A 22,229-nucleotide genomic window follows, 5' to 3' on the forward strand; every position below is an offset into this window, starting at 1 on the left:
GACATCCCTCACATTGTCGCGGCCTCGGGCCCTCGTGGCAGGGAGATTTGCCACGGTGCGCTGTGGACTGCGCCACGTCGCGCGGTCCCCCCTTGTCGCGTACCACGTCAGCGGCGCAAGGCGGCCGCCCGTTCCGGACATTGACCCGGGGGTCCCCCGAAGAATCGAACATCCGGACGCGGTACAACAATCGGCCAGCCTACCTGCACCGACGGGCGGCGTGGTCACGGGTGGGGGGTGCCGGATCTAGGTGTGGGGGGTGTCGGTCCTGCGGCCCGCGAGCAGGAAGACGACCGAACGCTCGCGCTCCGACCAGTCGTGCGGGTCGAGTCCGACGGTCTGGAGGAGCAGGCTCTCCACGCGGTAGCCGCCGTCGGCGAGGGCGGCGCCGATCGCCTCTGCCTCGTCCCTGGTGGAGGCGTGGGCGACGATGCGTTCCGGCCGTCGGTCGGTGCAGGCGGTGACGACGGCGACGCCGCCGGCGCCGATGCGGACGACATCGGGTTCGGGCAGGCTCTCCAGGACGTGCGGGGCGCGGCCGCGCACGGTCTGGAGGGGTACGCCGTGGCGGCGGGCGGCCTGCTCGGTGCGGGCGCAGGCCGCCGGGTCGAGGTCCACGGCGATGACGGCGGCGCCGAAGCGGGCCGCCTCGACGGCGAAGGCGCCGCCCGCGCAGCCGATGTCCCAGACGAGGTCGCCGGTGCGGGGGCCGAGGCGGGCGAGCTGGGCGGCGCGCAGGGAGGGGTCCTCGCCCGCCCGGGCCGGTGCGCCGTCCGCGGCGGGGTCGTACTCCTCGGCGGGCAGGCCCCAGCCGCGGACCGTGGGCGCCGCCGCGTCCAGGCCCATCAGCCAGGGGGCGGAGGGGGCTCCGCCCGAGGTGCCGCCGATGACGAGGACGACGTTCGGGTCGCGCCAGGTGTGGTCGGCGGCCTTGTCGGAGGTGAGGACGGAGACCTGTTCCCGCTCGGTGCCGAGCTCCTCGCAGACGACGAAGGTGCGGTGGACGCCGTCGAGCAGCAGGGCGAGTTCGGCGGGTCCCGCGCCGGGCGAGGTGAGGACGGCGACCTTGGGGTGCGCGCGGCAGACGTTGACGGCGCGGCGCAGGGTGCGCTGCTGGGCGACGACGATCCGGGCGTCCTCCCAGGGCATGCCGGCGCGGGCGAACGCGGCGGCGACGGAGGAGACGGCGGGGACGACCTCGACCTCGAGCCCGTGCTCGGGGGCGCGCAGGGTGCGGACGACGCCGAAGAAGCCGGGGTCGCCGTCGGCGAGGACGACGGCGGTGCCGCGGTGGCCGGCGATGCGGCGGGCGGCGAGGTCGACGCTGCCGAGGCGGATGCGTTCGGCGCCGGGCGGGACCTCGGGCAGTGCCAGATGGTGGGCGGCGCCCGCCACCAGGGTGGCGGCGGAGAGCGCGGACCGGGCCGCCGCGGTGAGGGGCGAGCCGTCCCAGCCGATCACCGTGACCCGGTCGGCCATTCGTCGTCTCCTGGTGTCGTCGCAGGTCGGGTGGGTGAGCGTACCCCGGGCCGGGTGGGGCGCGGGGCTCAGCTCCAGTCGGTGTACGAGGAGTACCCGGCCTCGGCCATCTGGTCGGCGACGTCGTCGAGGTCCTCGGGGAGGAGGCCCCAGACGATGAAGTCGGTGCGCAGCTCGGTCCAGCTGCCGTCCTCGGTGCGGGTGCGGGCTATGCAGGCGTTGCGGAGGACGCCTTCGCTGATGCAGCCGATCTTCTGGGCGACCTGCTGGGAGGCGGTGTTGTCGGCGGCGGTGCGCAGTTCGATGCGCTCGAACTTCTGGTCGCCGAAGAGCCACTGGGCGGTGGCGAGGGCGGCTTCGGAGGCGTACCCCTCGCCGCGGGCCCAGGGGGCGACGATGTAGGAGAGTTCGGTCGAGCGGACCCGCCAGTCGGTCTTGCCCAGCTGGACGATGCCGACCAGGCGCTGGGTGAGGAACTCGGTGACGGCGAGGTCGATGCCCCGGCCCGCGGCGCGTTCGGCGGGCGCGTACTCGGTGATCCAGCGGCGGGCGGCCGCGTCGGTGAAGGGCTGGGGCACGGCGGTCCAGGCGCCGACGAGTTCGTCGTTCATCATCTCGGCGAGGGCGGGGGCGTCCCCCTCTTCGAGCGCGCGCAGCACCAACCGGTCCGTGTTGATGGAGATGTCCGGAAAGGTGGTAGTCATGCGCAGCTCCATGCCGTGGACCGTCCGAATCGACCGTGAACGCACAGCATGCAGCATGCGGGCGCCGGTGCGCATGGCCGGGTCGGTGTCGGGCGGGGGTGCGGCGAAGGCCCCGCGCACCGGACGGGATGCGGGGGCCTTCTCCTCAAGGACTGTACGGGGGAACCGGTCTGACGGTCCCTCGGACGCGGGGGCCTACTGGGGGGTGCCGAAGGCCGGGATGACCGAGCCCTTGTAGGTGTCCTCGATGTACTTCTTCACCTCGGGCGAGTTGAGGAGCTTGGCGAGCTTCTGCACGCGGGCGTCCTTCTCGTTGCCCTCCTTGACGGCGAGGAAGTTGGCGTACGGGTTGCCGTCCGCCTTCTCCAGGGCGATGGCGTCCTTGGCCGGCGAGAGCTTGGCCTCGATGGCGTAGTTGCCGTTGATGACGGCGGCGTCGACGTCGTTCAGGGCGCGGGGCACGGTGGCGGCCTCCAGCTCCTTGAACTCCAGGCCCTTCTTGTCGGTGATGTCGGAGAGCTTGGCGTTGGTGCCGACGCCCGGCTTGATGGTGATCAGGCCGTTCTCGGCGAGCAGCTGGAGCGCGCGGCCGCCGTTGGTGGTGTCGTTCGGGACGGCGATGGTCTGGCCCGCCTTGATGTCCTTCACCGACTTGATGTTCTTGGAGTAGAGGCCCAGCGGCTCCAGGTGGACGTTGACCACCGGGACGATGGTGGTGCCGTTCTTCTTGTTGAAGTCGTCGAGGTACGGCTTGTGCTGGAAGAAGTTGGCGTCGACCTGGCCGGACTGGGTGGCGGTGTTCGGCAGGACGTAGTCCGTGAACTCCTTCACCTCCAGCTTCAGGCCGGCCTTCTCGGCCAGGTTGTCCTTGACGTAGTTGAGGATGTCGGCGTGCGGCGTCGGGGACGCGGCGACGACGAGCGCCTTGCCGGAGTCGCCGGAGCCGGCCGAGTCCTTGGACCCGGGGTCCGAGGAGGTGCCGCAGGCGCTGAGGCCGAGGGCGAGGGCGGCGGTGGCGGCGATACCAGCGGTGATCTTGATGTTCTTACGCACGAAGAGTGCCTCTTTCCGGTGGTGCGGTGGTCGCCTGGACAACAAGTCCGGGCTGTTCTTCGAAGGGCGAAGTCTGGGGTGGCCGGGGAGCCGTCAGGCGGTGCGGCCCCGGCGGGCGAGGAGTCGCACGACTCCGTCGCCGATGAGCTGGACGACGGTCACGATCAGGACCAGGACGACGACGGTGACCAGCATGAACGTGGTGTCGAAGCGCTGGTATCCGTAGGTGACGGCCTTGGAGCCGAGGCCCTCGCCGCCGACCGCGCCGGCCATCGCCGAGTAGCCGATGAGGACGATGACCGTGGTGGTGACGCCCGAGACCAGCGAGGGCAGGGCCTGCGGGAGCAGCACCTTGCGGACGATGGTGGGGATGCCGCCGCCCATGGCCTGGACGGCCTCGACGAGCCCGTGGTCGACCTCGCGGATGGAGGTCTCGACGAGGCGCGCGAAGAAGGGGATGGCGCCGATGGCGAGCGGCACGATCATGGCGGTGGGGCCGATGAAGGTGCCGACGACCAGGGTGGTGAAGGGGATCAGGGCGATCAGCAGGATGATGAACGGCAGCGAACGCCCGATGTTCACGATCGCACCGACGACCTTGTTGACCGGCAGGTTCTGCAGCAGTCCGCCCTTGTCCGTGAGGACGAGGAGGATGCCGAGCGGCAGGCCGCCGAGCACGGTGACGACGGTGGCCCACAGGACCATGTAGAGGGTGTCGACGGTGCCCTGCTCCAGCAGTGGCTGCATCTCGGACCAGGTCACTTGGCACCTTCCTTCACGAGCAGGGTCGCCGCGTCCTGGACAACCGTTTCTTCGGTGAGCGTCTCCTCGACGACCTCGACCTGGAGGCCCTGCTCGCGCAGGAAGCCGACCGGGACGACGTTGTCCTCGTACCGCCCGGGCAGTTCGATCCGCATCCGGCCGATCTGCCGGCCGCCGACGGTGTCCATCGCCGCCCCGAGGATCGAGATGTCGATGTTGTACGTACGGGAGAGCTGCGAGATCACCGGCTGGGTGGCGGCGTCGCCGTGGAAGGTGACGTCGACGACCGTGCGGTCGGGGCCGGTGTGGGTGCCGCTGACCGGGAACAGCTCGGCGGCCAGCTGGGAGCCGGGGGTGGCGAGCAGTTCGCTGACGGTGCCGGACTCGACGATCCGCCCCTTCTGCATCAGCGCGGCCGAGTCGCAGATCGTCTTGACGACGTCCATCTCGTGCGTGATGAGCAGGACGGTGAGGCCGAGCTGCTGGTTGAGGTCGCGCAGCAGCTGGAGGATGGAGCGGGTGGTCTCCGGGTCGAGGGCGCTGGTGGCCTCGTCGGAGAGCAGGACCTTGGGCTCGCCGGCCAGGGCGCGGGCGATGCCGACGCGCTGCTTCTGGCCGCCGGAGAGCTGGCCCGGGTAGGACTTGGCCTTGTCGGCGAGGCCGACCAGGTCGAGGAGTTCGAGGGCGCGGCGGGAGCGCTCTGCTCCAGAGACGCCGAGGATCTCCAGGGGAAGCTCGATGTTGTCCTTCACCGTGCGGGAGGACAGCAGGTTGAAGTGCTGGAAGACCATGCCGATGCTGCTGCGCGCCCGGCGCAGGTCCTTGCCGGCGCGGCGGCCCCTGCCCGCGAGGGCGGTGAGGTCCACGCCGTCGACGGTCACGGTGCCGGAGGTGGGGCGCTCCAGGAGGTTGACGCAGCGGATGAGCGAGGACTTGCCGGCGCCGCTCTGGCCGATCACGCCGAATACCTCGCCCTCGCGGACGTGGAGGTCGACACCGTCCAGAGCGGTGACCTGGCGGCCGCGCGACTCGTAGACCTTGGTCAGGCCCGAAGTGGTGATCACAGGGGGGTTTCCGTCACTGTCGAGTGCGCGACGCGGGGTCCGTCGTGCACGGGGCATTCGTCTTCGGACAGTCAGGCGCACGGGGGCCGGTCCGGCGGGTGGCCGGGAGTCTCGGCGGTGCGCGGGGCGGGCACGTCCCCACACCGGAAGGCGGGAGGAACGGCACGGCCGTCGGTCTCGCTTCGGGGCGCGGGACTCAGGCGGGGGCCCTCAGATGGCGCACATTCGACACATACAACGAGCACCGGGCGTCGGGATCGCCTCGGTCGCAAGGATGCGGCTGCTCGTCGTGGTCATGTCTGCAAGTAAAGCATGCGCAGGTGCGAAGGAAAGGGGGCTGTCCGAATAGCGGACGTCATTGAGACGCCATGCGGACACTCCGGAGGCCTGCGTTCCGGGTCTTCTCCCCGCGTGGCCTGCGGGGACGGGCGCCTTTCACCGGGGTCCGCGGGGGACGCGGCGGGCACGTCACGGGCGCCGGCTGTGGCCAAGGCCACGGTCCGCGCGCGGGACCGCGGCGGCGGCGCGGGGGGCGAGCGCATCGGGCCATTCGCACCGTAATACCCTCGGGCGCATGCTTGACGCCCTGACGGTCGCGGTCTCCGTGGCCGCGCTCGCCCTCGCCGCCTGGTGCGGCTTCGCCGCCTTCCGCGACCAGTCGACCAAGGACTGGCACTTCATCGGCATGGCCGTGGTGACCTTCCTCGTCCTGGTCCAGCTGATCGTCGGGATCGTGCAGCTGGCGCGGGGCGAGAAGGCGGAGGAGGGCGCGACGATCTTCGTCGCCTATCTGCTCGGGGCGCTGTGCGCGGTGCCCATCGCCGGCTTCATGTCGCTCGCGGAGCGCAGCCGGTGGGGCTCGGCCACGGTGGCCGCCGGCGCGGTCGTCCTGGCCGTGCTCGAAGTGCGTCTCTACGACATCTGGACGGTGGGCTGACCATGACCGAGACGCAGGAGAAGGCCGCACCGGGCACGAAGGCCCGTCTCGTCACGGGTCCCGGCATCCTGCTGGTCTGGCTCTACGGCGTGATGTCGGTCGGCGCGGTCTCGCGCTCGATCTACCAGATCGCCACCGAGTTCGACCGGGCGCCGCTCGCGTACACGCTGTCGGCGGTGGCCGCCGTCGTCTACGCCTTCATCACCTACACGCTGGTGCGGGGCGGGGAGAAGGCCCGCAGGGCGGCGCTGGTGTGCTGCGCCGCCGAGCTCACGGGCGTACTGATCGTGGGGACCTGGACGCTGGTCGAGCCGTCCGCCTTCCCGGACGCGACGGTCTGGTCGGACTACGGCTTCGGCTACCTCTTCATTCCGGTCCTGCTGCCGCTGAGCGGCATCTGGTGGCTGCGCCGGGCGCGTACCGCGACGGCCGCCTGAGTCAGGCCGCGGCCTTCTCCAGGGTCACCAGGGTGAGTCGGGGGCCGAGCTCGCGGGTGGAGACCTGCGCGTAGCCCTTGCTGCGGTAGAGGCGCAGGTTGCCCTCGCTGCGGTGGCCGGTGAAGAGCTGGAAGCGCTTGGGCGACGGAGCCGGCTGCGCGGCCGTCTCCGCCGTCTCGGCGAAGTGGCGCTCGATGCCGTCGAGAAGGCGGCCGCCGAGGCCGTGCCGCCGCATCCGCGGGTGCACGATGAGCTTGGCGATCCGTACCGTGCCGTCCTCGTCGATCCGGGCCCGCACGGAGGCGACGACCTCGTCGCCGAGCCGGGCCACCAGCCCGTAGCCCTCGTCCAGTTCGGCGCGCAGGGCGTCGAGCGACTGGGTGAGCGGTTCGATGGACCAGTCCCCGTAGAGCTCCGCCTCGCTCTGGTAGCAGAGGTACTGCAGCTTCAGGATGTGCTCCGCGTCCGCCGCGTCCGCCGCTGAGATGGTCACACTCAGGCCCATGTGTGCACGCCTCCCGCTCATCTGTCGATCATCGGTTTACCGCACACTTCCCCGTCGGCCGGGGGCGGGAACCTCTGCCGCCAGCATTCTGCGCAGGCATCCCAGGCAACGGGAACGCATCGGCCCCAGACTGCCCTGTGAGATACCCAACTCTCCTGCGATTTCGCGGTACGTGGGGTCCTCGGGATCGAGCATCGCGGTCAGCACCCGGGGGCAGCGGCCGGGTGTCCTGGTGACGGCAGCGCGCAGGGTGCGGCGGCCCTCGGCGGCCATCAGCGAGGACTCCGGGGAGCCCTGGGGTTCGGAGGTGCCCGGGTCGTGGCCGGGTTCGTCGCGGTAGGGGCGTTCGCGGTCGCTCGTCCTGCGGGCCCGGCGGGCCTCCGCGCGGACGGCGCGGCGCAGCCATTCGGCGGGGCGCTCGGGGGCGCTTCCGGTGTCGCGGAGCTGTTCCAGGAGGCGGAGCCAGACGGCCTGTTCCAGGTCGCTCGGCTCGACGCCGGCAGCCGGCGCCTCGGCGTCCGACTCGGCGGCGAGCAGCGGGGCGAGGGAGGCGAGGAGCCCGGGGGTGGCGTCCGGGGCCGCATCGGACGCGGCGGACGCGGTGTCCGGGCCGGAGGCGTAGGGGGTGCGGGGCGCCGCGTCGGACGCGGTGCGCCCGGCGGACCCGGGGGCGGTCGCGAAGGCGGTCACGGGGGTGGTGGTCACGGGGGTCGTCATGCACCGCACCATGCCGAGGCACGCGGGCGTGGTTGCGGTTCGGGCCCCAAACCACCCGGGAGGAGGGTGTGCGGGTCCGATCGGCGGACCCGCACGGTCCTCGCGTACGTGGCGGTCAGTCGCGGGCGGTGACGTCCGCCGCGCCCAGCAGGGCGGTGTCCGGGTTGTCGGAGAAGATGCCGTCGATCCCCGTCTCCAGGTAGCGCTTCAGGGCCCCGAAGGAGTCCCCGTATGCCGTCGGGTCCGTGCCCCGGCGGAAGTCCGCGGGGAGGAAGGAGTTCTCGTTGCGGTGGGTGTACGGGTGGAGGATCAGTCCCTGGGCGTGCGCGTCGCGGACCAGGGTGGTCGGGTCGCCGAGGCGGCCGCTCGCGTCCTTCGGGATCACCAGGTCGAGCGTGGGGCCGATGCCCTTGGCGTACGAGGCGATCCAGCGCAGGCCCTCGGGCGTGACCAGGTCGGCGACCGTCCGCGGGTCCCCGGCCTGGACGAAGTCCCAGGGGCGGCTGGTCGCCCCGGAGAGCAGGACCACGCCGGGCGCGTCGACCAGTTTCGCCAGCCGCTGGATGCTGGTCGGCTCGAACGACTGCAGGAAGACCGGGGAGTCGGCGCGGTGGCGGCCGTACCGGCGGAGCAGCTTGGCGAGGCGCTCCTCCAGGCCGAGGCCGAGGGAGCGGAAGTAGGTGGGGTGCTTGGTCTCGACGTGGAGCCAGATCTCGCGGCCCCGGCGGCGGCCCTCCTCCTCGGCCCAGCGCAGCACCTCCTCGAAGGTGGGGACCGGCCAGCGGCCGTCGTAGAGGGTGTTCTCCTGGCGGACGGCCGGAATGCGCTCCTTGGCGCGGAGCGTCCTGAGCTCGGCGAGCGTGAAGTCCTCGGTGAACCAGCCGGTGAGGGAGACGCCGTCGACGCTCTTGGTGGTCCTGCGGGACGCGAACTCGGGGTGGTCGGCGACGTCGGTGGTGCCGGCGATGTCGTTCTCGTGGCGGCAGACCAGGTGTCCGTCCTTGGTGGGGACGAGGTCCTGCTCGATGACGTGGGCGCCGAGGTCCAGGGCGTGGCGGTAGGAGCCGAGGGTGTGCTCGGGGCGGTAGCCGCTGGCGCCCCGGTGGGCGATGACGGTGGGGACGGGGAGGGAGCGGTACCCGCGGCCGTGACCGTGGCCCCGGCCCGCCGCGGCGGACGGCACCTCGGCGGTCCCGGACGCCGCCGCCTGCGCCGTACCGCCGCCGGCGAGGGCCGTGGAGGCGCCGAGGACGGTGGCGCCCGCCGCTCCGAGAACCGTGCGCCGGGCCGGGATCCGGCGTTCGCCCTGGGTCATGTGGTGTCCTCCTGTGTCATGTCCCGCTCCTGTCGACGGGTGCTCCCGACGCTAGGCACCGGGGCCCTACGGGCGGCAGACCTACGCCGAACATGGCGGAAACACACGTCAACACTGCGTATCCACTCGGTGAACCCGATGTGCGCACGGACGTGACCCGCGAGTATCGTCGCCAGCTGCACCGTCGGCTCGGCCGACCCGCATCCCACCGGAGGAACCGTTGTCCCGTCTCGCGATCATCAAGGCAGTGCTCGGGCCGGTCATGCGCCTGATGTTCCGCCCCCGCGTGGAGGGCGCCGAGAACATCCCGGGGACCGGTCCCGTCATCCTCGCGGGCAACCACCTGACCTTCATCGACTCGATGATCATGCCGATCTGCCTGGACCGCCCGGTCTACTTCATCGGCAAGGACGAGTACGTGACGGGCAAGGGACTCAAGGGCCGGGCGATGGCCTGGTTCTTCACCAGCGTCGGCATGATCCCGGTGGACCGGGACGGCGGCCGCGGTGGCGTGGCGGCCCTGATGACCGGCCGCCGGATCCTGGAGGAGGGCAAGATCTTCTCGATCTACCCGGAGGGCACCCGCTCCCCCGACGGCCGTCTGTACCGGGGCCGTACGGGCATCGCGCGGCTCACCCTGATGACGGGCGCGCCGGTGATCCCGTTCGCGATGATCGGCACCGACAAGATCCAGCCGGGCGGCGCGGGCTTCCCCCGCCCGGGCCGGGTCACGGTCCGCTTCGGCGAGGCGATGGAGTTCTCGCGGTACGACGGGATGGACCGCGACCGCTATGTGCTGCGGGCGGTGACGGACTCGGTGATGGCCGAGGTCATGCGTCTGTCCGGTCAGGAGTACGTGGACATGTACGCCACGAAGGCGAAGGCCGCGTAAGCCCACGGGCCGCGCGACCCCCGGGGCCACGCGGTCCCCGCGGACGGCCGCCCGGCCCCGCCTCCACGTGACGGTGCCCCGTACGGCCTCCTGGCCGTACGGGGCACCGTCGTGTCACGCCCGGCGTCCGGGCTCGACGCCGTCCTTCACACCGGGCGTCAGTGCTCGACGCCGTCCTCCAGCTTCTGGCCCTTGAGCAGGAACCAGGCCGCGACCGCCGTCGCCAGGAGGACCGCCGCGCCGACGCCGGCCGCGATCCGCAGACCGTCCACGAAGGCCTCCTGGGCGGCCGACACCAGGGCCGTCGCCGTGTCCGGGGCGAGGGCGCCCGAGGCCTCGACCGCGCCGCCGAGGGATTCATGGGCGGCGGACGCGATGTCGGAGGGGACGCCGGCCGGGGTGGCGAAGCCCCGGTAGACGCCGGTCACGATCGAGCCGAGGACGGCGATGCCGAGCGCTGCGCCCAGTTCGTACGCGGTCTCGGAGACCGCCGACGCGGAGCCGGCCTGGTCCTTCGGGACGCTGGACAGGATCACGTCGGCCGTGACGGTGAAGGCGAATCCGGCGCCCACACCGACCACGAGCAGGGCGGCGCCGAGCATCGGGTAGCCGGTGTTCTGGTCGAGCGTCGTCAGGACCGCGAGCGAGAGGCCGACCGCCGCGAGACCGCCGGCCACCACGGACCGCACCGAGAACCGGCGGGCCACCAGACCGGCGATCAGACCGGCCGTGACCGCGCCGACCGCCGCCGGGAGTTCGGCGAGTCCGGCCTCCAGGGGCTGCCGGCCCTGCACCAGCTGGAAGAACTGGGACAGGAAGAACACCAGGCCGGAGAGGCCGAGGATGGTCAGCAGGTCGGCGAGAACGGCGCCCGAGAAGCCGCGGTGGCGGAACAGGCGCATGTCCAGGAGCGGCGCGGGCAGCGTCAGCTGCCGGCGGACGAACCAGGTCAGGGCACCGGCACCGGCCAGGGCGGCGACGCCCGCGTCCGCGGAGAGGCCGTGCGAGGCCAGTTCCTTGATCGCGTAGACGATGCCGATCAGGCCGACGAGGGAGAGGGCGACGCTCGGCAGGTCCCAGGGGCCCGGGTTCGGGTTCTTGGACTCCGGGATCAGCTTGATGCCGACGAAGACGAGGACCGCCATGACGGGCAGGTTGATCAGGAAGACCGAGCCCCACCAGAAGTGCTCCAGGAGGAAGCCTCCGACGACCGGTCCGACGGCGGCGCCGGCCGAGGCCATGGCACCCCAGATGCCGATGGCGAGGCTGCGCTCGCGCGGATCGTGGAAGAGGTTCCGGATGAGCGCCAGAGTGGACGGCATCAGGGTCGCGCCGGCGACGCCCAGCAGGGCGCGCGCCACGATCATCATCTCGGGGCTGGTCGCGTAGGCGTTGAGCACGGAGACGGCGCCGAAGGCGGTGGCACCGATCAGGAGCAGCTTCTTGCGGCCGATGCGGTCGCCGAGGCTGCCCATGGAGACCAGGAGTCCGGCGATGACGAAGGAGTAGACGTCGCCGATCCAGAGGAGCTGGGTACCCGAGGGCTCCAGGTCCTCGGAGAGGAAGGGGGTGGCGAGTCCCAGCACCGTGGCGTCGACCGCCACGAGGAGGACGGCCAGGACGAGAACGGAGAGGGCGAGCCACCGGCCGGGGCGGCGCACGCCCTCGGTATGGCCTGTGGTCTTGAGGGTGCTGACGGTCACTTCTCCACGCTCCTGCGCGCTCCGCCGAGCAGCAGCTCGACGATCATGTACTGAAAGTCCTTGGCGGCGACCCGGCCGTCCTGCACGGCCCAGGCGCCGGAACCGACGAGCCCGTAGAAGGCCTCGGTGAGCCAGGCGGGGGTCAGGTCGATCCGGAAGACGCCGTTCTCCTGGCCGCGCCGGAAGAGCGCGGAGACGCGGGCGTCGATGCGCGCCCAGCCCTCGTTCTGCTGGTCGCCCTCGAAGAGCTGGTTCTCGGTGACGAGGAAGGACAGCAGGGGGGCGAGGTGCTCCACCTCGGCGACGATCCGGCGCACCGCCTCGTCCTCGGGGCCCGCCTCGGGCTCGGCCCGTTCGAGCGCGGCCTCGATCTCCTGCAGTCCGTGCTCTTCGAGCGCCCGTACGAGCGCGTCCCGTCCGGCGAAGTGCCGGTGCAGGGTGGCACGGCCGATCCCGGCGGCCCGGGCGACCTCGTCCATCGTGGCGGTCGCCTTGCGGGAGAGCAGGGCGGCGGCTGCGTGGAGCACCTGGGTGCGATCGACTGACATGAGACGACCATACACCGAATGAGACGTTCATGTCTCATTCAATAATTCGACGCCTCACCCGGGGCGGGAACGGAATGCTGTGAACATGACCAAGCCACTGCTGCTGATCGACGTCGACGGGCCGCTGAACCCCTATGCGGCGCAGCGCGAACGGCGCCCCGAGGGGTATACGACCCACCGGATGCGGCCGGGCGGCTGGTTCGATACGAAGCCCCTGCGGGTGTGGCTGAATCCGGCGCACGGGGACGAGCTGCGCGCGCTGGCGGAGGCGTACGAGCTGGTCTGGGCGACGACCTGGAAGGGCGAGGCGAACGACTGGATCGGACCGCATCTGGGGCTGCCCGGCCTGCCGTTCATCGACTGGCCCCAGATGCACGGAAAGGCCCCTCGCGGGACCTTCTGGAAGACGCAGTACATCCTGGAGTACGCGGCGGGGCGGCCGTTCGCCTGGGTCGACGACGACATCACCCGGTACGACCGGGAGTTCGTGGAGCACAACCACCTCGCCGCCGCCCTGCTGCTGCACGTCGACCCCCGGCTGGGACTGCTCCGGCCGGACTTCGACGCGCTCGCGGACTGGGCGGCGGCGCTGTGACGCACTGAGGGGGCGGGTTACCTCTTCTTGGCGGCGGCCCAGGCGTGCTGGATCACCAGGTCGGCCTTGACCTCGACGAGCTGGACGGCGACCGCCGAGGGGGCGGTGCCGCCGCGGCCGCTGCGGGAGGCGAGGGCGCCGGGGACGTTGAGGACCGTGCGGACCTCGGGGGTGAGGTGCTCGGAGATCTTGGCGAACTGCTCGTCCGTCAGCTCGTCCAGCTCCTTGCCCTCGGACTCGGCGACCTTCACGCACTCGCCGGCCACCTCGTGCGCCACCCGGAACGGCACGCCCTGCTTGACGAGCCACTCCGCGATGTCCGTGGCGAGCGAGAAGCCGGCCGGGGCGAGCTCCTCCATCCGCTCCCGGTTGACGGTGAGCGTGGCCATCATGCCGGTGAAGGCGGGCAGCAGGACCTCGAGCTGGTCGCAGGAGTCGAAGACCGGCTCCTTGTCCTCCTGGAGGTCGCGGTTGTAGGCGAGGGGGAGCGCCTTGAGCGTGGCGAGGAGGCCGGTGAGGTTGCCGACGAGGCGACCGGACTTGCCCCGGGCGAGCTCGGCGATGTCCGGGTTCTTCTTCTGCGGCATGATCGACGAGCCGGTGGAGAAGGCGTCGTGGAGGGTGACGAAGGAGAACTCCTTCGTGTTCCAGATGATGATCTCCTCCGCGATCCGCGACACGTTGATGCCGATCATCGCGGTGATGAAGGCGAACTCGGCGACGAAGTCGCGGGAGGCCGTGCCGTCGATCGAGTTGCCGACCGAACCGCGCTCGAAGCCCAGGTCCTTGGCTACCGCCTCCGGGTCGAGCCCGAGGGAGGAGCCGGCCAGGGCGCCGGAGCCGTACGGGGAGACGGCCGTCCGGGTGTCCCACTGCCGCAGCCGCTCGGCGTCCCGGGAGAGGGACTGGGCGTGGGCCAGGACGTGGTGGGCGAAGAGCACCGGCTGGGCGTGCTGGAGGTGCGTACGGCCGGGCATGGCGACGTCGGCGTGCGCCTCGGCGAGGCCGACGAGGGCGTCCTGGAGGTCGGCGACGAGGCCGCCGATGATCCGGGCGTGGTCCCGCAGGTACATCCGGAAGAGGGTGGCGACCTGGTCGTTGCGGGACCGGCCGGCGCGCAGCTTGCCGCCGAGGTCCGGGCCGACGCGCTCCAGGAGGCCGCGCTCCAGGGCGGTGTGGACGTCCTCGTCGGCGACGGTGCCGACGAGGGTGCCGTCGGCGACGTCCGCCTCCAGCCGGTCGAGACCGGCGAGCATGCGGGTCAGCTCGTCCTCGGTGAGCAGTCCGGCCTTGTGCAGCACGCGCGCGTGGGCGCGGGAACCGGCGATGTCGTACGGCGCGAGGCGCCAGTCGAAGTGGACCGACGCGGACAACTTCGCCAGGGCCTCGGCGGGCCCGTCGGCGAACCGTCCGCCCCAGAGCCGGACGTCACCGTTGTTGCTGCTCACAGCTGCTGCTCCTCGGGAGAATGGGTACTGCCGCCACCGCCCCGCCCCTCGAAGGGGACGGGCCGCGACCTGTTCAACGGGGGCGGGTCACGCCAGGTTCGGCGGCGGGGCCGACAGCCTCCTGCCGTAGGCATAACTATGCAAGCCACCGTATGGATTGTCAACGCGCTGCTTGGGCCCCCGGAATCCGGAGGCGCCGGTCGCCGCCCCGGACCTAGGCTCCGCGCATGCACACCAGCGCGTTCGACGAGATCCTGCACCGGGTCGCCCAGGTGCTCGCCGGGGGCGGGGAGGGCGACGCGGACGCGTGGACCGCGCTCGACGAGGACATCCGCAGTGCGCTCCGGTACGGCGGTCTTCCGGCCGCGCCCGCCTGGTTCCCCGACGGCCCCACCCGGTTTCCCGGCGACCCCACCCGGTTCCCCGGCGGCGACGGGACCGACCGGCCCGGCGTCGAGCTGCTCGCCGTCGCCCTGTGCGGCTCCGACGGCCGGATCCGGGAGGCCGCCCTGGCGTACGCGGGCGACACACCCGCCCTCCTGCCCCTGGTCGCGATCCGGTGCGCCGACTGGGCCGGGCCGGTGCGGGAGCGGGCGCGGGCCGTCCTGCGCGCGGAGCTGTCGGGTCCGGACAGCCGGCCGTCCGAGGCGCTCGGCGCCCTCGCCCCCGTGATCCTCCGGGTCGCCGGCCGGCGGCACGGCGACGCCGCGCGCGAACTGCTCGTCCAGGTCCTGCGCGAAGGACCGGAGACCGGCGTGACCGTTCTGCGGGCGAGCCGGGACCGGAGGGTCCGGCGGCTCGCCCACCGGATCGCCGTCGACCGCGGCCTCCTCTCGCCCGCGCAGCTCGCCGCGACCGCGGTCGCGGACCCCGACGTGGTCGTCCAGGACCTGTGCGCGGACGCGGTGCTCGCCGCTGTCGGGGCGGACGGCGGAACGGCCGGCGGCGCGCCCCTCACCCGCCTGCTGGGCGCCCGGCAGGGCCGGATTCGGGCGGCGGGCGTCACGGGGCTGCGGAAGGCGGGCCGGGCCGAGGAGGCCGAACCGTTCCTGTACGACCGCTCCGCGCTGGTGCGCGCCTGCGCCCGCTGGGTGCTGCGGCAGACGGGAACCGAACCGCTGCCGCTCTACCGGGCCGCCTGCGCGGCCGGCGACGGCATGCCCGACCACGCGCCGACGGGTCTCGCCGAGTGCGGTGACCGGGCGACGGACGCGCCGGTGCTCTGGGAGTTCACCGGCGACGAGCGGCCCCGGGTGCGGGCCGCCGCCGTGGCGGGGCTGCGGGTGCTGGACGCCGTGCGGCCCGGCCGGCTCGCGCCCCTGCTCGACGACAGCTCCCCGCGGGTCGTCCGCGAGACCAGGAAGGCGCTGCGGCCCTGGGCCGACCACTTCCCGGTCGCCGGCCCGCCACGCCCCGCCGCCGTCGCTCCTTCCCCGCGGGTCGAGGGGGACACGTCGACGCCCCCTCCGGAGGCAGGAGGGGCCCCGCGACGGGACACGGCCTCCCCCGAGGCTCCGGGGGCACGCGGGCGGATGCGTCGGATGCTCGGCTTCCGAGGGGTGTTCCCCCGTCCCCGCTGACCCAGCATGAGACGGGACCGCCCGGGACCGTGCGGACGGAGCAGTATGGACGGCATGGGAAAAACATATGAGCGCATCGACGGGCGTCTTCGGGCCTTCATCGAGGACCAGCCCGTCTTCTTCACCGCGACCGCTCCCCTCTCCGGCGACGGGCACGTCAACCTCAGCCCCAAGGGCCGCCGGGGCACCCTCGTGGTGCTCGACGAACTGACCCTCGCGTACGTCGACTTCGGGGGCAGCAGCGCCGAGACCGTCGCCCATCTGCGGGAGCCGGGGAACGGGCGGATCACCCTCATGTGGACCGCGTTCTCCGGACCGCCGACCGTCGTGCGGGTGCACGGCACCGGCGAGGCCGTGCTGCGGGACGATCCGCGCTGGGGCGAACTGTTCGCGCGGTTCCCGGCCGAGGCCGTCGAGGGCCAGGGCAGCGCGCGGGCGATCGTCCTCGTCCACGCGCGGCGGGTCAGCGACGCCTGCGGGTACGCCGTACCGCTGATGGAGTACCAGGAGGACCGGGGCCTGCACGCCGAGTACTTCAACCGGAAGACCGACGACGAGTTCAACGCGTACTGCGAGCGCAAGGACCACATCGCGACCAGCCTCGACGGGCTGCCCGCGCTGCCGCTCCCCCTGCCGCCGCTGCCGCAGACCGCCGGATAGCCGGATGGCCGCGCCCCGCGCGCGTACCTCCGGACAACCCCGTCCCGCGCGCGCGTACCGCCGGTCAGCCGCGCCACGCGCGCGGGGAGGCTCGGCGCGGCCCCAGGGGGTGTCCTGCCGGGCGGGCCGGGCTCGCGCACCTAGCCTCTCGCCCATGCGCACCGCACTCCCCCGCACCCTGCTCGTCCTCGGCGCCGTCCTGATGTCCCTCGGCGCCGCGCCCGGTCCCGTGCCGCTGCCCGCGCGCATGGCGGACACCGGCGGCGGCTCCCAGCTGATCACCGCGGAGGCCGCCGGGACCGGCTCCACCACGGGCACCCTGACCTGGTGGGACCGGCGCGGCGGCCGGTGGGTGAAGGCGGGGTCGGCGCCCGCCCGGTTCGGCGAGAAGGGGCTCGTCGAGGGCACGCGGCGGCGGCAGGGTACGAACACCACCCCCACCGGGCTCTACCGGCTGCCGTACGCCTTCGGGATCGAGCCCGCGCCGCCAGGGACCTCATTCCGCTACGCGCGTGTGACGCCGCGCTCCTGGTGGTGCCAGGACAACGACTCCCGCGCGTACAACCGCTGGGTCGAGGGGCTGCCGCGGGACTGCCGGGCCGCCGAGGCCGAGCACCTGGTCACGTACCGGCGCCCGTACGCGCACGGGCTCGTCATCGGGTTCAACTACGACCGGCCGGTCCGCGGGCGCGGGGCCGGCATCTTCCTGCACGTCAACGGGCGCGGGGCGACCGCGGGTTGCGTCTCCGTCCCGGCGGACGCGATGCGCGCGGTGCTCGCCTGGGCCGATCCCGCGCGCCGGCCGCACATCGCCGTCGGCACCCGGGGCGGCGGGCCGACGGCGATCACGCGCTACTGAGGCGCGGCCGCTTCCGCTACTTCTGCGCCAGCTTCAGCAGGTGGTCCGCGAGTGCCTGGCCTCCCGCCGGGTCGCGGCTGATGAGCAGCAGGGTGTCGTCGCCCGCGATCGTACCGAGGATCGCGTGGAGTTCGGCCTGGTCGATGGCCGACGCGAGGAACTGGGCGGCGCCCGGCGGGGTCCGCAGGACCACCAGGTTGGCGGACGCCTCCGCGGAGATCAGCAGTTCGCCGGAGAGGCGCCGCATGCGCTCCTCCTTCGCGGACTCGCCGAGCGGGGCCTGCGGGGTGCGGAAGCCGCCCTCGCTGGGCACCGCGTAGATCAGCTCGCCGCCGGTGTTGCGGATCTTCACCGCGCCCAGCTCGTCGAGGTCGCGGGAGAGCGTCGCCTGGGTGACGCTCAGCCCGTCGTCCGCGAGGAGCTTGGCGAGCTGGCTCTGCGAGCGCACCGGCTGCCGGTTGAGGATGTCGACGATCCTGCGGTGGCGAGCGGTGCGGGTCTGCGGAACCGACGGCCCTCCGTGCTCGTTCTCCTGCGCGTCGGTCATCGTCGTCTCATTCTCCGGTTCGTCCTTGCCCGTTCGCCACGTCGAGGACTCCGGGCAGGGCCTGGAGGAAGGCGTCCGCCTCGGCGTCGGTGAGGACCAGCGGAGGCATGATCCGTACGACATCGGGGGCGGGCGCGTTCACCAGGAGGCCGGCGTCCTGAGCCGCCTGCTGCACCTGAGGTGCGAGGGACTCCGTGAGCACGATACCCAGCAGGAGGCCCGCACCACGGACGTGGGAGACCAGCGGGTGCCCGAGACCCTCGATTCCCTGCCTCAGCCGCTCCCCGACCGCCTTCACGTGGTCGAGGGCGGCGTCGGCGCCGAGGGTGTCGAGGACGGCGATGCCGGCGGCGCAGGCCACCGGGTTCCCGCCGAAGGTGGTGCCGTGGTGACCGGGCCCGAAGAGGTCCGCGGCGGGGCCGAACGCGACGGTCGCACCGATCGGGAGACCGCCGCCGAGGCCCTTGGCGAGGGTCACGACATCGGGCTCGACGCCCTCGTGGGCCTGGTACTCGAACCAGTGGCCGCAGCGGCCGATGCCCGTCTGCACCTCGTCGAGGACGAGGAGGGTGCCGGTGGCCCGGGTGATCTCCCGGGCCGCCTTCAGGTAGCCGGCGGGCGGGACGACGACGCCGTTCTCGCCCTGGATCGGCTCGATGACCACGAGGGCGGTGTCCTCGGTGACGGCGGCGCGGAGCGCTTCCACGTCTCCGTACGGCACATGTGTCACGTCGCCGGGCAGCGGCAGGAACGGGGTCTGCTTGGCGGGCTGGCCGGTGAGGGCGAGCGAGCCCATGGTCCGGCCGTGGAATCCGCCCTGGGTGGCGACCATGTGGGACCGGCCGGTGAGCCGGCCGATCTTGAAGGCGCCTTCGACGGCCTCGGCGCCCGAGTTGCAGAAGAAGACCTTGCCGGGCCGGCCGAAGAGCGCGAGCAGCTTCTCGGCGAGGGCGACGGGCGGTTCGGCGACGAAGAGGTTGGAGACGTGGCCGAGGGTCTGGATCTGCCGGGTGACGGCCTCGACGATCGCCGGGTGGCCGTGGCCCAGGGCGTTCACGGCGATGCCGCCGACGAAGTCCAGGTACTCGTTGCCGTCGGCGTCCCAGACCTTGGCGCCCTCACCGCGGACGAGGGGCAGCCGGGGGGTGCCGTAGTTGTTCATCAGCGCGCCCTGCCACCGCTGGGTCAGCCGCTCGTTGCCGGGCTGCGTGGTGCCGCTCATCAGTCCCCCTGTCCGTCCGGCACGACCATCGTGCCGATGCCCTCGTCGGTGAAGATCTCCAGCAGGATCGAGTGCTGGACGCGGCCGTCGATCACGCGGGCCGTGGTGACCCCGTTCCGTACGGCGTGCAGGCAGCCCTCCATCTTGGGGACCATGCCGCTGGAGAGCTCGGGCAGCAGCTTCTCCAGCTGGCTCGCGGTGAGCCGGCTGATGACCTCGTCGCTGTGGGGCCAGTCCTCGTAGAGGCCCTCGACGTCGGTCAGGACCATCAGCGTCTCGGCGCCCAGCGCCGCAGCGAGTGCCGCAGCCGCCGTATCAGCATTGACGTTGTAGACATGTCCGTCGTCCTGGGAGCGGGCGATGGAGGAGATGACCGGGATCCGGCCGTCCTCCAGGAGCGCCTGGATGGCGCCGGTGTCGATGGCGGTGATCTCACCGACCCGGCCGATGTCGATCTGCTCGCCGCCCACGACCGGCCGGTGCCGGGTGGCGGTGATGGTGTGGGCGTCCTCGCCGGTGAGGCCGACGGCGAGCGGGCCGTGCTGGTTGAGCAGCCCGACGAGCTCGCGCTGGACCTGTCCGGCGAGGACCATCCGTACGACGTCCATGGCGTCCTCGGTGGTGACCCGGAGGCCCGCCTTGAACTCGCTGACGATGCCGTGCCGGTCGAGGGCGGCGCTGATCTGGGGGCCGCCGCCGTGCACGACGACCGGCTTGAGGCCGGCCTGGCGGAGGAAGACGACGTCCTGGGCGAAGGCGGCCTTCAGGTCCTCGTCGATCATGGCGTTGCCGCCGAACTTGATGACGACCGTCTTGCCGTTGTGCCGGGTGAGCCAGGGCAGGGCCTCGATGAGGATCTCGGCCTTGGGGAGCGCCGTGTGCTTCCGGGTCGTGCTCTCGGGGGCCTGGGGCGTCTCGGGGTTCTGGGGGGCCTGGTGGGCCTGGGGGTCGCTCATGACGAGTACGCGCTGTTCTCGTGGACGTAGTCGGCGGTGAGGTCGTTCGCCCAGATGACGGCGGACTCGGTGCCGGCGGCGAGGTCGGCGGTGACGGTGACCTCCCGGTAGCGCATGTCGACGAGGTCGCGGTCCTCGCCGACGGAGCCGTTCTTGCAGACCCAGACGCCGTTGATGGCGACGTTGAGCTCGTCGGGCTCGAAGGCCGCCGCCGTCGTGCCGATGGCGGAGAGCACCCGGCCCCAGTTGGGGTCCTCGCCGTGGATGGCGCACTTGAGGAGGTTGTTGCGGGCGATGGAGCGGCCCACCTCGACGGCGTCGTCCTCGGTCGCGGCGTTGATCACCTCGATGCGGATGTCCTTGCTGGCGCCCTCGGCGTCGCCGATGAGCTGGCGGGCGAGGTCGTCGCAGACCTCCCGCACGGCCGCGGTGAACGCTTCCTGCTCCGGCGTCACGCCGGAGGAGCCGGAGGCGAGGAGGAGGACGGTGTCGTTGGTGGACATGCAGCCGTCGGAGTCGACCCGGTCGAAGGTGACGCGCGTGGCACCCCGCAGGGCGCTGTCCAGGCCCGCGCTGTCGACGTCCGCGTCGGTGGTGAGGACGACGAGCATGGTGGCGAGGCCGGGGGCGAGCATGCCGGCGCCCTTGGCCATGCCGCCGACCGTCCAGGCGCCGCCGGGGCCGTCCTTCGTCACCACGGAGGTCTTGTGGACGGTGTCGGTGGTCTTGATGGCGATGGCGGCCTTCTCGCCGCCGTGCTCGGACAGCTCGGCCGCGGCCTTCTCGACGCCGGGGAGGAGCTTGTCCATGGGGAGCAGGATGCCGATGAGGCCGGTGGAGGCGACGGCGATCTCGCCCGCGCCGACGTCCGTGCCCTGGGCGCTGAGGACCTCGGCGACCTTCTCGGCGGTGGCGTGGGTGTCCTGGAAGCCCTGGGGGCCGGTGCAGGCGTTGGCGCCACCGGAGTTGAGGACGACGGCGGTCAGTTCGCCGTCGGCGAGGACCTGCTGGGACCAGACGACGGGGGCGGCCTTGACGCGGTTGGAGGTGAAGACTCCCGCGGCGGCACGGCGGGGGCCGGTGTTGACCACGAGGGCCAGGTCCGGGTTGCCGTTCCCCTTGATCCCGGCGGCGATGCCCGCCGCCGTGAATCCCTTCGCTGCGGTGACACTCACGGCGCCACTCCAATCGTGGAAAGTCCGGTGCTCTCGGCGTACCCGAGGGCGATGTTCATGCTCTGCACCGCGCCGCCGGCGGTGCCCTTGGTGAGATTGTCGATGGCACTGATCGCGATGATCCGGTTCGCCGCCGCGTCGAAGGCGACCTGCACCTGAACGGCGTTGGAACCGTAGACGGACGCCGTCGCCGGCCACTGCCCCTCCGGGAGCAGATGGACGAACGGCTCGTCCGCGAAGGCCTTCTCGTACGCGGCCCGGACGGTCTCGGCGGTGACGCCCGGCTTCGCGGTGGCGGTGCAGGTGGCGAGGATGCCGCGCGGCATCGGCGCCAGGGTCGGCGTGAAGGAGACGGTGACCCGCTCCCCCGCCGGTCCGCTGAGGTTCTGGATCATCTCGGGGGTGTGCCGGTGGCCGCCGCCGACGCCGTACGGCGACATGCTGCCCATGACCTCGCTGCCGAGCAGGTGCGGCTTGGCCGCCTTGCCGGCGCCGGAGGTGCCGGAGGCCGCGACGATCACGGCCTCGGGCTCGGCCAGCCCGTTCTCGTACGCGGGGAAGAGCGCGAGCGAGACGGCGGTCGGGTAGCAGCCGGGCACGGCGACCCGCTTGGAGCCCTGGAGGGCGGCACGGGCGCCCGGAAGCTCCGGGAGGCCGTAGGGCCAGGTGCCGGCGTGCGGGGAGCCGTAGTACGTCTCCCAGTCGGCCGACTCCTTGAGCCGGAAGTCGGCGCCCATGTCGACGACGAGGACGTCCGGGCCGAGCTGCTCGGCCACGGCCGCGGACTGGCCGTGCGGCAGCGCGAGGAACACGACGTCGTGGCCGGCGAGCTCGTCGGCCGTGGTGGGCACGAGGAGGCGGTCGGCGAGCGGCAGCAGGTGGGGCTGCAGCGCCCCGAGCCGCTGGCCGGCGTTGGAGTGGCCCGTCAGGGCGCCGATCTCCACGTGGGGGTGGGCGAGAAGGAGGCGCAGGAGCTCTCCGCCCGCGTATCCGCTCGCACCCGCCACTGCTACTCGTACCGTCATCGAAACCCTCCTCATGGATGGCATGACTATACGTAGCCCGGCAGTT

Annotated in this window: 23 protein-coding genes; 7 read left to right on the forward strand and 16 right to left on the reverse strand. The window is 72.4% G+C overall.

The window, feature by feature from the left end:
• Window positions 1–246: 246 nt before the first annotated feature.
• From cbiE to AMK27_RS29445, 5 genes are all read right to left on the reverse strand, one after another.
• Window positions 247–1,479: a precorrin-6y C5,15-methyltransferase (decarboxylating) subunit CbiE gene (cbiE, locus tag AMK27_RS29425; RefSeq protein WP_073914817.1), complete on the reverse strand. Its 1,233-nt coding sequence runs from the start codon at window positions 1,477–1,479 to the stop codon at window positions 247–249.
• Between the two features lie 68 nt (window positions 1,480–1,547).
• On the reverse strand, window positions 1,548–2,183 hold the full coding sequence (locus AMK27_RS29430) for a GNAT family N-acetyltransferase (RefSeq protein ID WP_073915447.1): 636 nt from the start codon (window positions 2,181–2,183) through the stop codon (window positions 1,548–1,550).
• Window positions 2,184–2,378: 195 nt separating this feature from the next.
• A complete protein-coding gene (locus AMK27_RS29435) occupies window positions 2,379–3,236 on the reverse strand; it encodes a MetQ/NlpA family ABC transporter substrate-binding protein (RefSeq protein ID WP_073914821.1) in 858 nt (285 codons plus the stop codon).
• Between the two features lie 93 nt (window positions 3,237–3,329).
• Window positions 3,330–3,998 carry a methionine ABC transporter permease gene (locus tag AMK27_RS29440; protein WP_055602364.1) on the reverse strand — a complete coding sequence of 223 codons (669 nt, stop codon included), beginning with the start codon at window positions 3,996–3,998 and terminating at the stop codon, window positions 3,330–3,332.
• The gene (locus tag AMK27_RS29445; protein WP_073914824.1) at window positions 3,995–5,062 is read right to left on the reverse strand and encodes a methionine ABC transporter ATP-binding protein; all 1,068 of its coding nucleotides are present in this window, start codon (window positions 5,060–5,062) and stop codon (window positions 3,995–3,997) included. The genes AMK27_RS29440 and AMK27_RS29445 overlap by 4 nt, the downstream gene beginning before the upstream one ends.
• Window positions 5,063–5,636: 574 nt before the next feature.
• Between AMK27_RS29445 and AMK27_RS29450 the strand changes: the two genes are divergently transcribed.
• Together AMK27_RS29450 and AMK27_RS29455 are read left to right on the forward strand one after the other, a co-directional pair.
• Complete coding sequence (locus AMK27_RS29450; protein ID WP_073914828.1) at window positions 5,637–5,999, forward strand: hypothetical protein; 363 nt, start codon at window positions 5,637–5,639, stop codon at window positions 5,997–5,999.
• Between the two features lie 2 nt (window positions 6,000–6,001).
• On the forward strand, window positions 6,002–6,436 hold the full coding sequence (locus tag AMK27_RS29455; protein ID WP_073914831.1) for a hypothetical protein: 435 nt from the start codon (window positions 6,002–6,004) through the stop codon (window positions 6,434–6,436).
• Window position 6,437: 1 nt separating this feature from the next.
• On the opposite strand, the gene AMK27_RS29460 is transcribed toward AMK27_RS29455, so the two are convergent.
• From AMK27_RS29460 to AMK27_RS29470, 3 genes are all read right to left on the reverse strand, one after another.
• The gene (locus tag AMK27_RS29460) at window positions 6,438–6,941 is read right to left on the reverse strand and encodes a GNAT family N-acetyltransferase (protein ID WP_073914835.1); all 504 of its coding nucleotides are present in this window, start codon (window positions 6,939–6,941) and stop codon (window positions 6,438–6,440) included.
• A 36-nt stretch (window positions 6,942–6,977) separates the two neighbouring features.
• Window positions 6,978–7,658 (reverse strand): sigma-70 family RNA polymerase sigma factor, encoded by a 681-nt coding sequence (locus tag AMK27_RS29465; RefSeq protein ID WP_073914838.1) that lies wholly within the window; start codon window positions 7,656–7,658, stop codon window positions 6,978–6,980.
• A 115-nt stretch (window positions 7,659–7,773) separates the two neighbouring features.
• Window positions 7,774–8,973 (reverse strand): glycerophosphodiester phosphodiesterase, encoded by a 1,200-nt coding sequence (locus tag AMK27_RS29470; protein ID WP_073914842.1) that lies wholly within the window; start codon window positions 8,971–8,973, stop codon window positions 7,774–7,776.
• A gap of 220 nt (window positions 8,974–9,193) precedes the next feature.
• Here AMK27_RS29470 and AMK27_RS29475 point away from each other — a divergent pair, with 220 nt between their 5' ends.
• The gene (locus AMK27_RS29475) at window positions 9,194–9,865 is read left to right on the forward strand and encodes a lysophospholipid acyltransferase family protein (protein ID WP_073914845.1); all 672 of its coding nucleotides are present in this window, start codon (window positions 9,194–9,196) and stop codon (window positions 9,863–9,865) included.
• A gap of 158 nt (window positions 9,866–10,023) precedes the next feature.
• Here the strand turns inward: AMK27_RS29475 and AMK27_RS29480 are convergent, their stop codons facing one another.
• Together AMK27_RS29480 and AMK27_RS29485 are read right to left on the reverse strand one after the other, a co-directional pair.
• Window positions 10,024–11,568, reverse strand: a complete 1,545-nt coding sequence (locus AMK27_RS29480) for an MFS transporter (protein WP_073914849.1) — start codon at window positions 11,566–11,568, stop codon at window positions 10,024–10,026.
• A complete protein-coding gene (locus AMK27_RS29485; protein ID WP_073914853.1) occupies window positions 11,565–12,116 on the reverse strand; it encodes a TetR/AcrR family transcriptional regulator in 552 nt (183 codons plus the stop codon). Before AMK27_RS29485 ends, AMK27_RS29480 begins: the two co-directional genes overlap by 4 nt.
• Window positions 12,117–12,201: 85 nt before the next feature.
• Here AMK27_RS29485 and AMK27_RS29490 point away from each other — a divergent pair, with 85 nt between their 5' ends.
• A complete protein-coding gene (locus AMK27_RS29490) occupies window positions 12,202–12,711 on the forward strand; it encodes an HAD domain-containing protein (RefSeq protein WP_073915449.1) in 510 nt (169 codons plus the stop codon).
• A 17-nt stretch (window positions 12,712–12,728) separates the two neighbouring features.
• Here AMK27_RS29490 and argH read toward each other — a convergent pair whose 3' ends face one another.
• Window positions 12,729–14,159 (reverse strand): argininosuccinate lyase, encoded by a 1,431-nt coding sequence (gene argH / locus AMK27_RS29495; protein ID WP_073914858.1) that lies wholly within the window; start codon window positions 14,157–14,159, stop codon window positions 12,729–12,731.
• Window positions 14,160–14,386: 227 nt separating this feature from the next.
• Here argH and AMK27_RS29500 point away from each other — a divergent pair, with 227 nt between their 5' ends.
• From AMK27_RS29500 to AMK27_RS29510, 3 genes are all read left to right on the forward strand, one after another.
• Entirely contained in the window at window positions 14,387–15,739 is a 1,353-nt protein-coding gene (locus tag AMK27_RS29500; protein ID WP_073914862.1) for a hypothetical protein, read from the forward strand.
• A gap of 54 nt (window positions 15,740–15,793) precedes the next feature.
• A complete protein-coding gene (locus tag AMK27_RS29505) occupies window positions 15,794–16,399 on the forward strand; it encodes a pyridoxamine 5'-phosphate oxidase family protein (RefSeq protein ID WP_073915452.1) in 606 nt (201 codons plus the stop codon).
• Window positions 16,400–16,553: 154 nt separating this feature from the next.
• Window positions 16,554–17,258, forward strand: a complete 705-nt coding sequence (locus tag AMK27_RS29510) for a L,D-transpeptidase family protein (RefSeq protein WP_073914865.1) — start codon at window positions 16,554–16,556, stop codon at window positions 17,256–17,258.
• A gap of 16 nt (window positions 17,259–17,274) precedes the next feature.
• On the opposite strand, the gene AMK27_RS29515 is transcribed toward AMK27_RS29510, so the two are convergent.
• From AMK27_RS29515 to argC, 5 genes are read right to left on the reverse strand one after another with little or no spacing between them, the layout of a single operon-like run.
• Complete coding sequence (locus AMK27_RS29515; protein WP_030316147.1) at window positions 17,275–17,805, reverse strand: arginine repressor; 531 nt, start codon at window positions 17,803–17,805, stop codon at window positions 17,275–17,277.
• A gap of 7 nt (window positions 17,806–17,812) precedes the next feature.
• Window positions 17,813–19,027, reverse strand: coding sequence for an acetylornithine transaminase (locus AMK27_RS29520; RefSeq protein WP_073914869.1), 1,215 nt, complete (start codon window positions 19,025–19,027; stop codon window positions 17,813–17,815).
• Complete coding sequence (gene argB, locus AMK27_RS29525; RefSeq protein ID WP_073914872.1) at window positions 19,027–19,983, reverse strand: acetylglutamate kinase; 957 nt, start codon at window positions 19,981–19,983, stop codon at window positions 19,027–19,029. The genes AMK27_RS29520 and argB overlap by 1 nt, the downstream gene beginning before the upstream one ends.
• A complete protein-coding gene (argJ, locus tag AMK27_RS29530) occupies window positions 19,980–21,158 on the reverse strand; it encodes a bifunctional glutamate N-acetyltransferase/amino-acid acetyltransferase ArgJ (RefSeq protein WP_073914875.1) in 1,179 nt (392 codons plus the stop codon). Before argJ ends, argB begins: the two co-directional genes overlap by 4 nt.
• Entirely contained in the window at window positions 21,155–22,183 is a 1,029-nt protein-coding gene (argC, locus tag AMK27_RS29535; protein WP_073914879.1) for an N-acetyl-gamma-glutamyl-phosphate reductase, read from the reverse strand. The genes argJ and argC overlap by 4 nt, the downstream gene beginning before the upstream one ends.
• Window positions 22,184–22,229 lie beyond the last annotated feature (46 nt).

This window comes from Streptomyces sp. CB02009, from assembly GCF_001905825.1.
Taxonomy (GTDB): domain Bacteria; phylum Actinomycetota; class Actinomycetes; order Streptomycetales; family Streptomycetaceae; genus Streptomyces.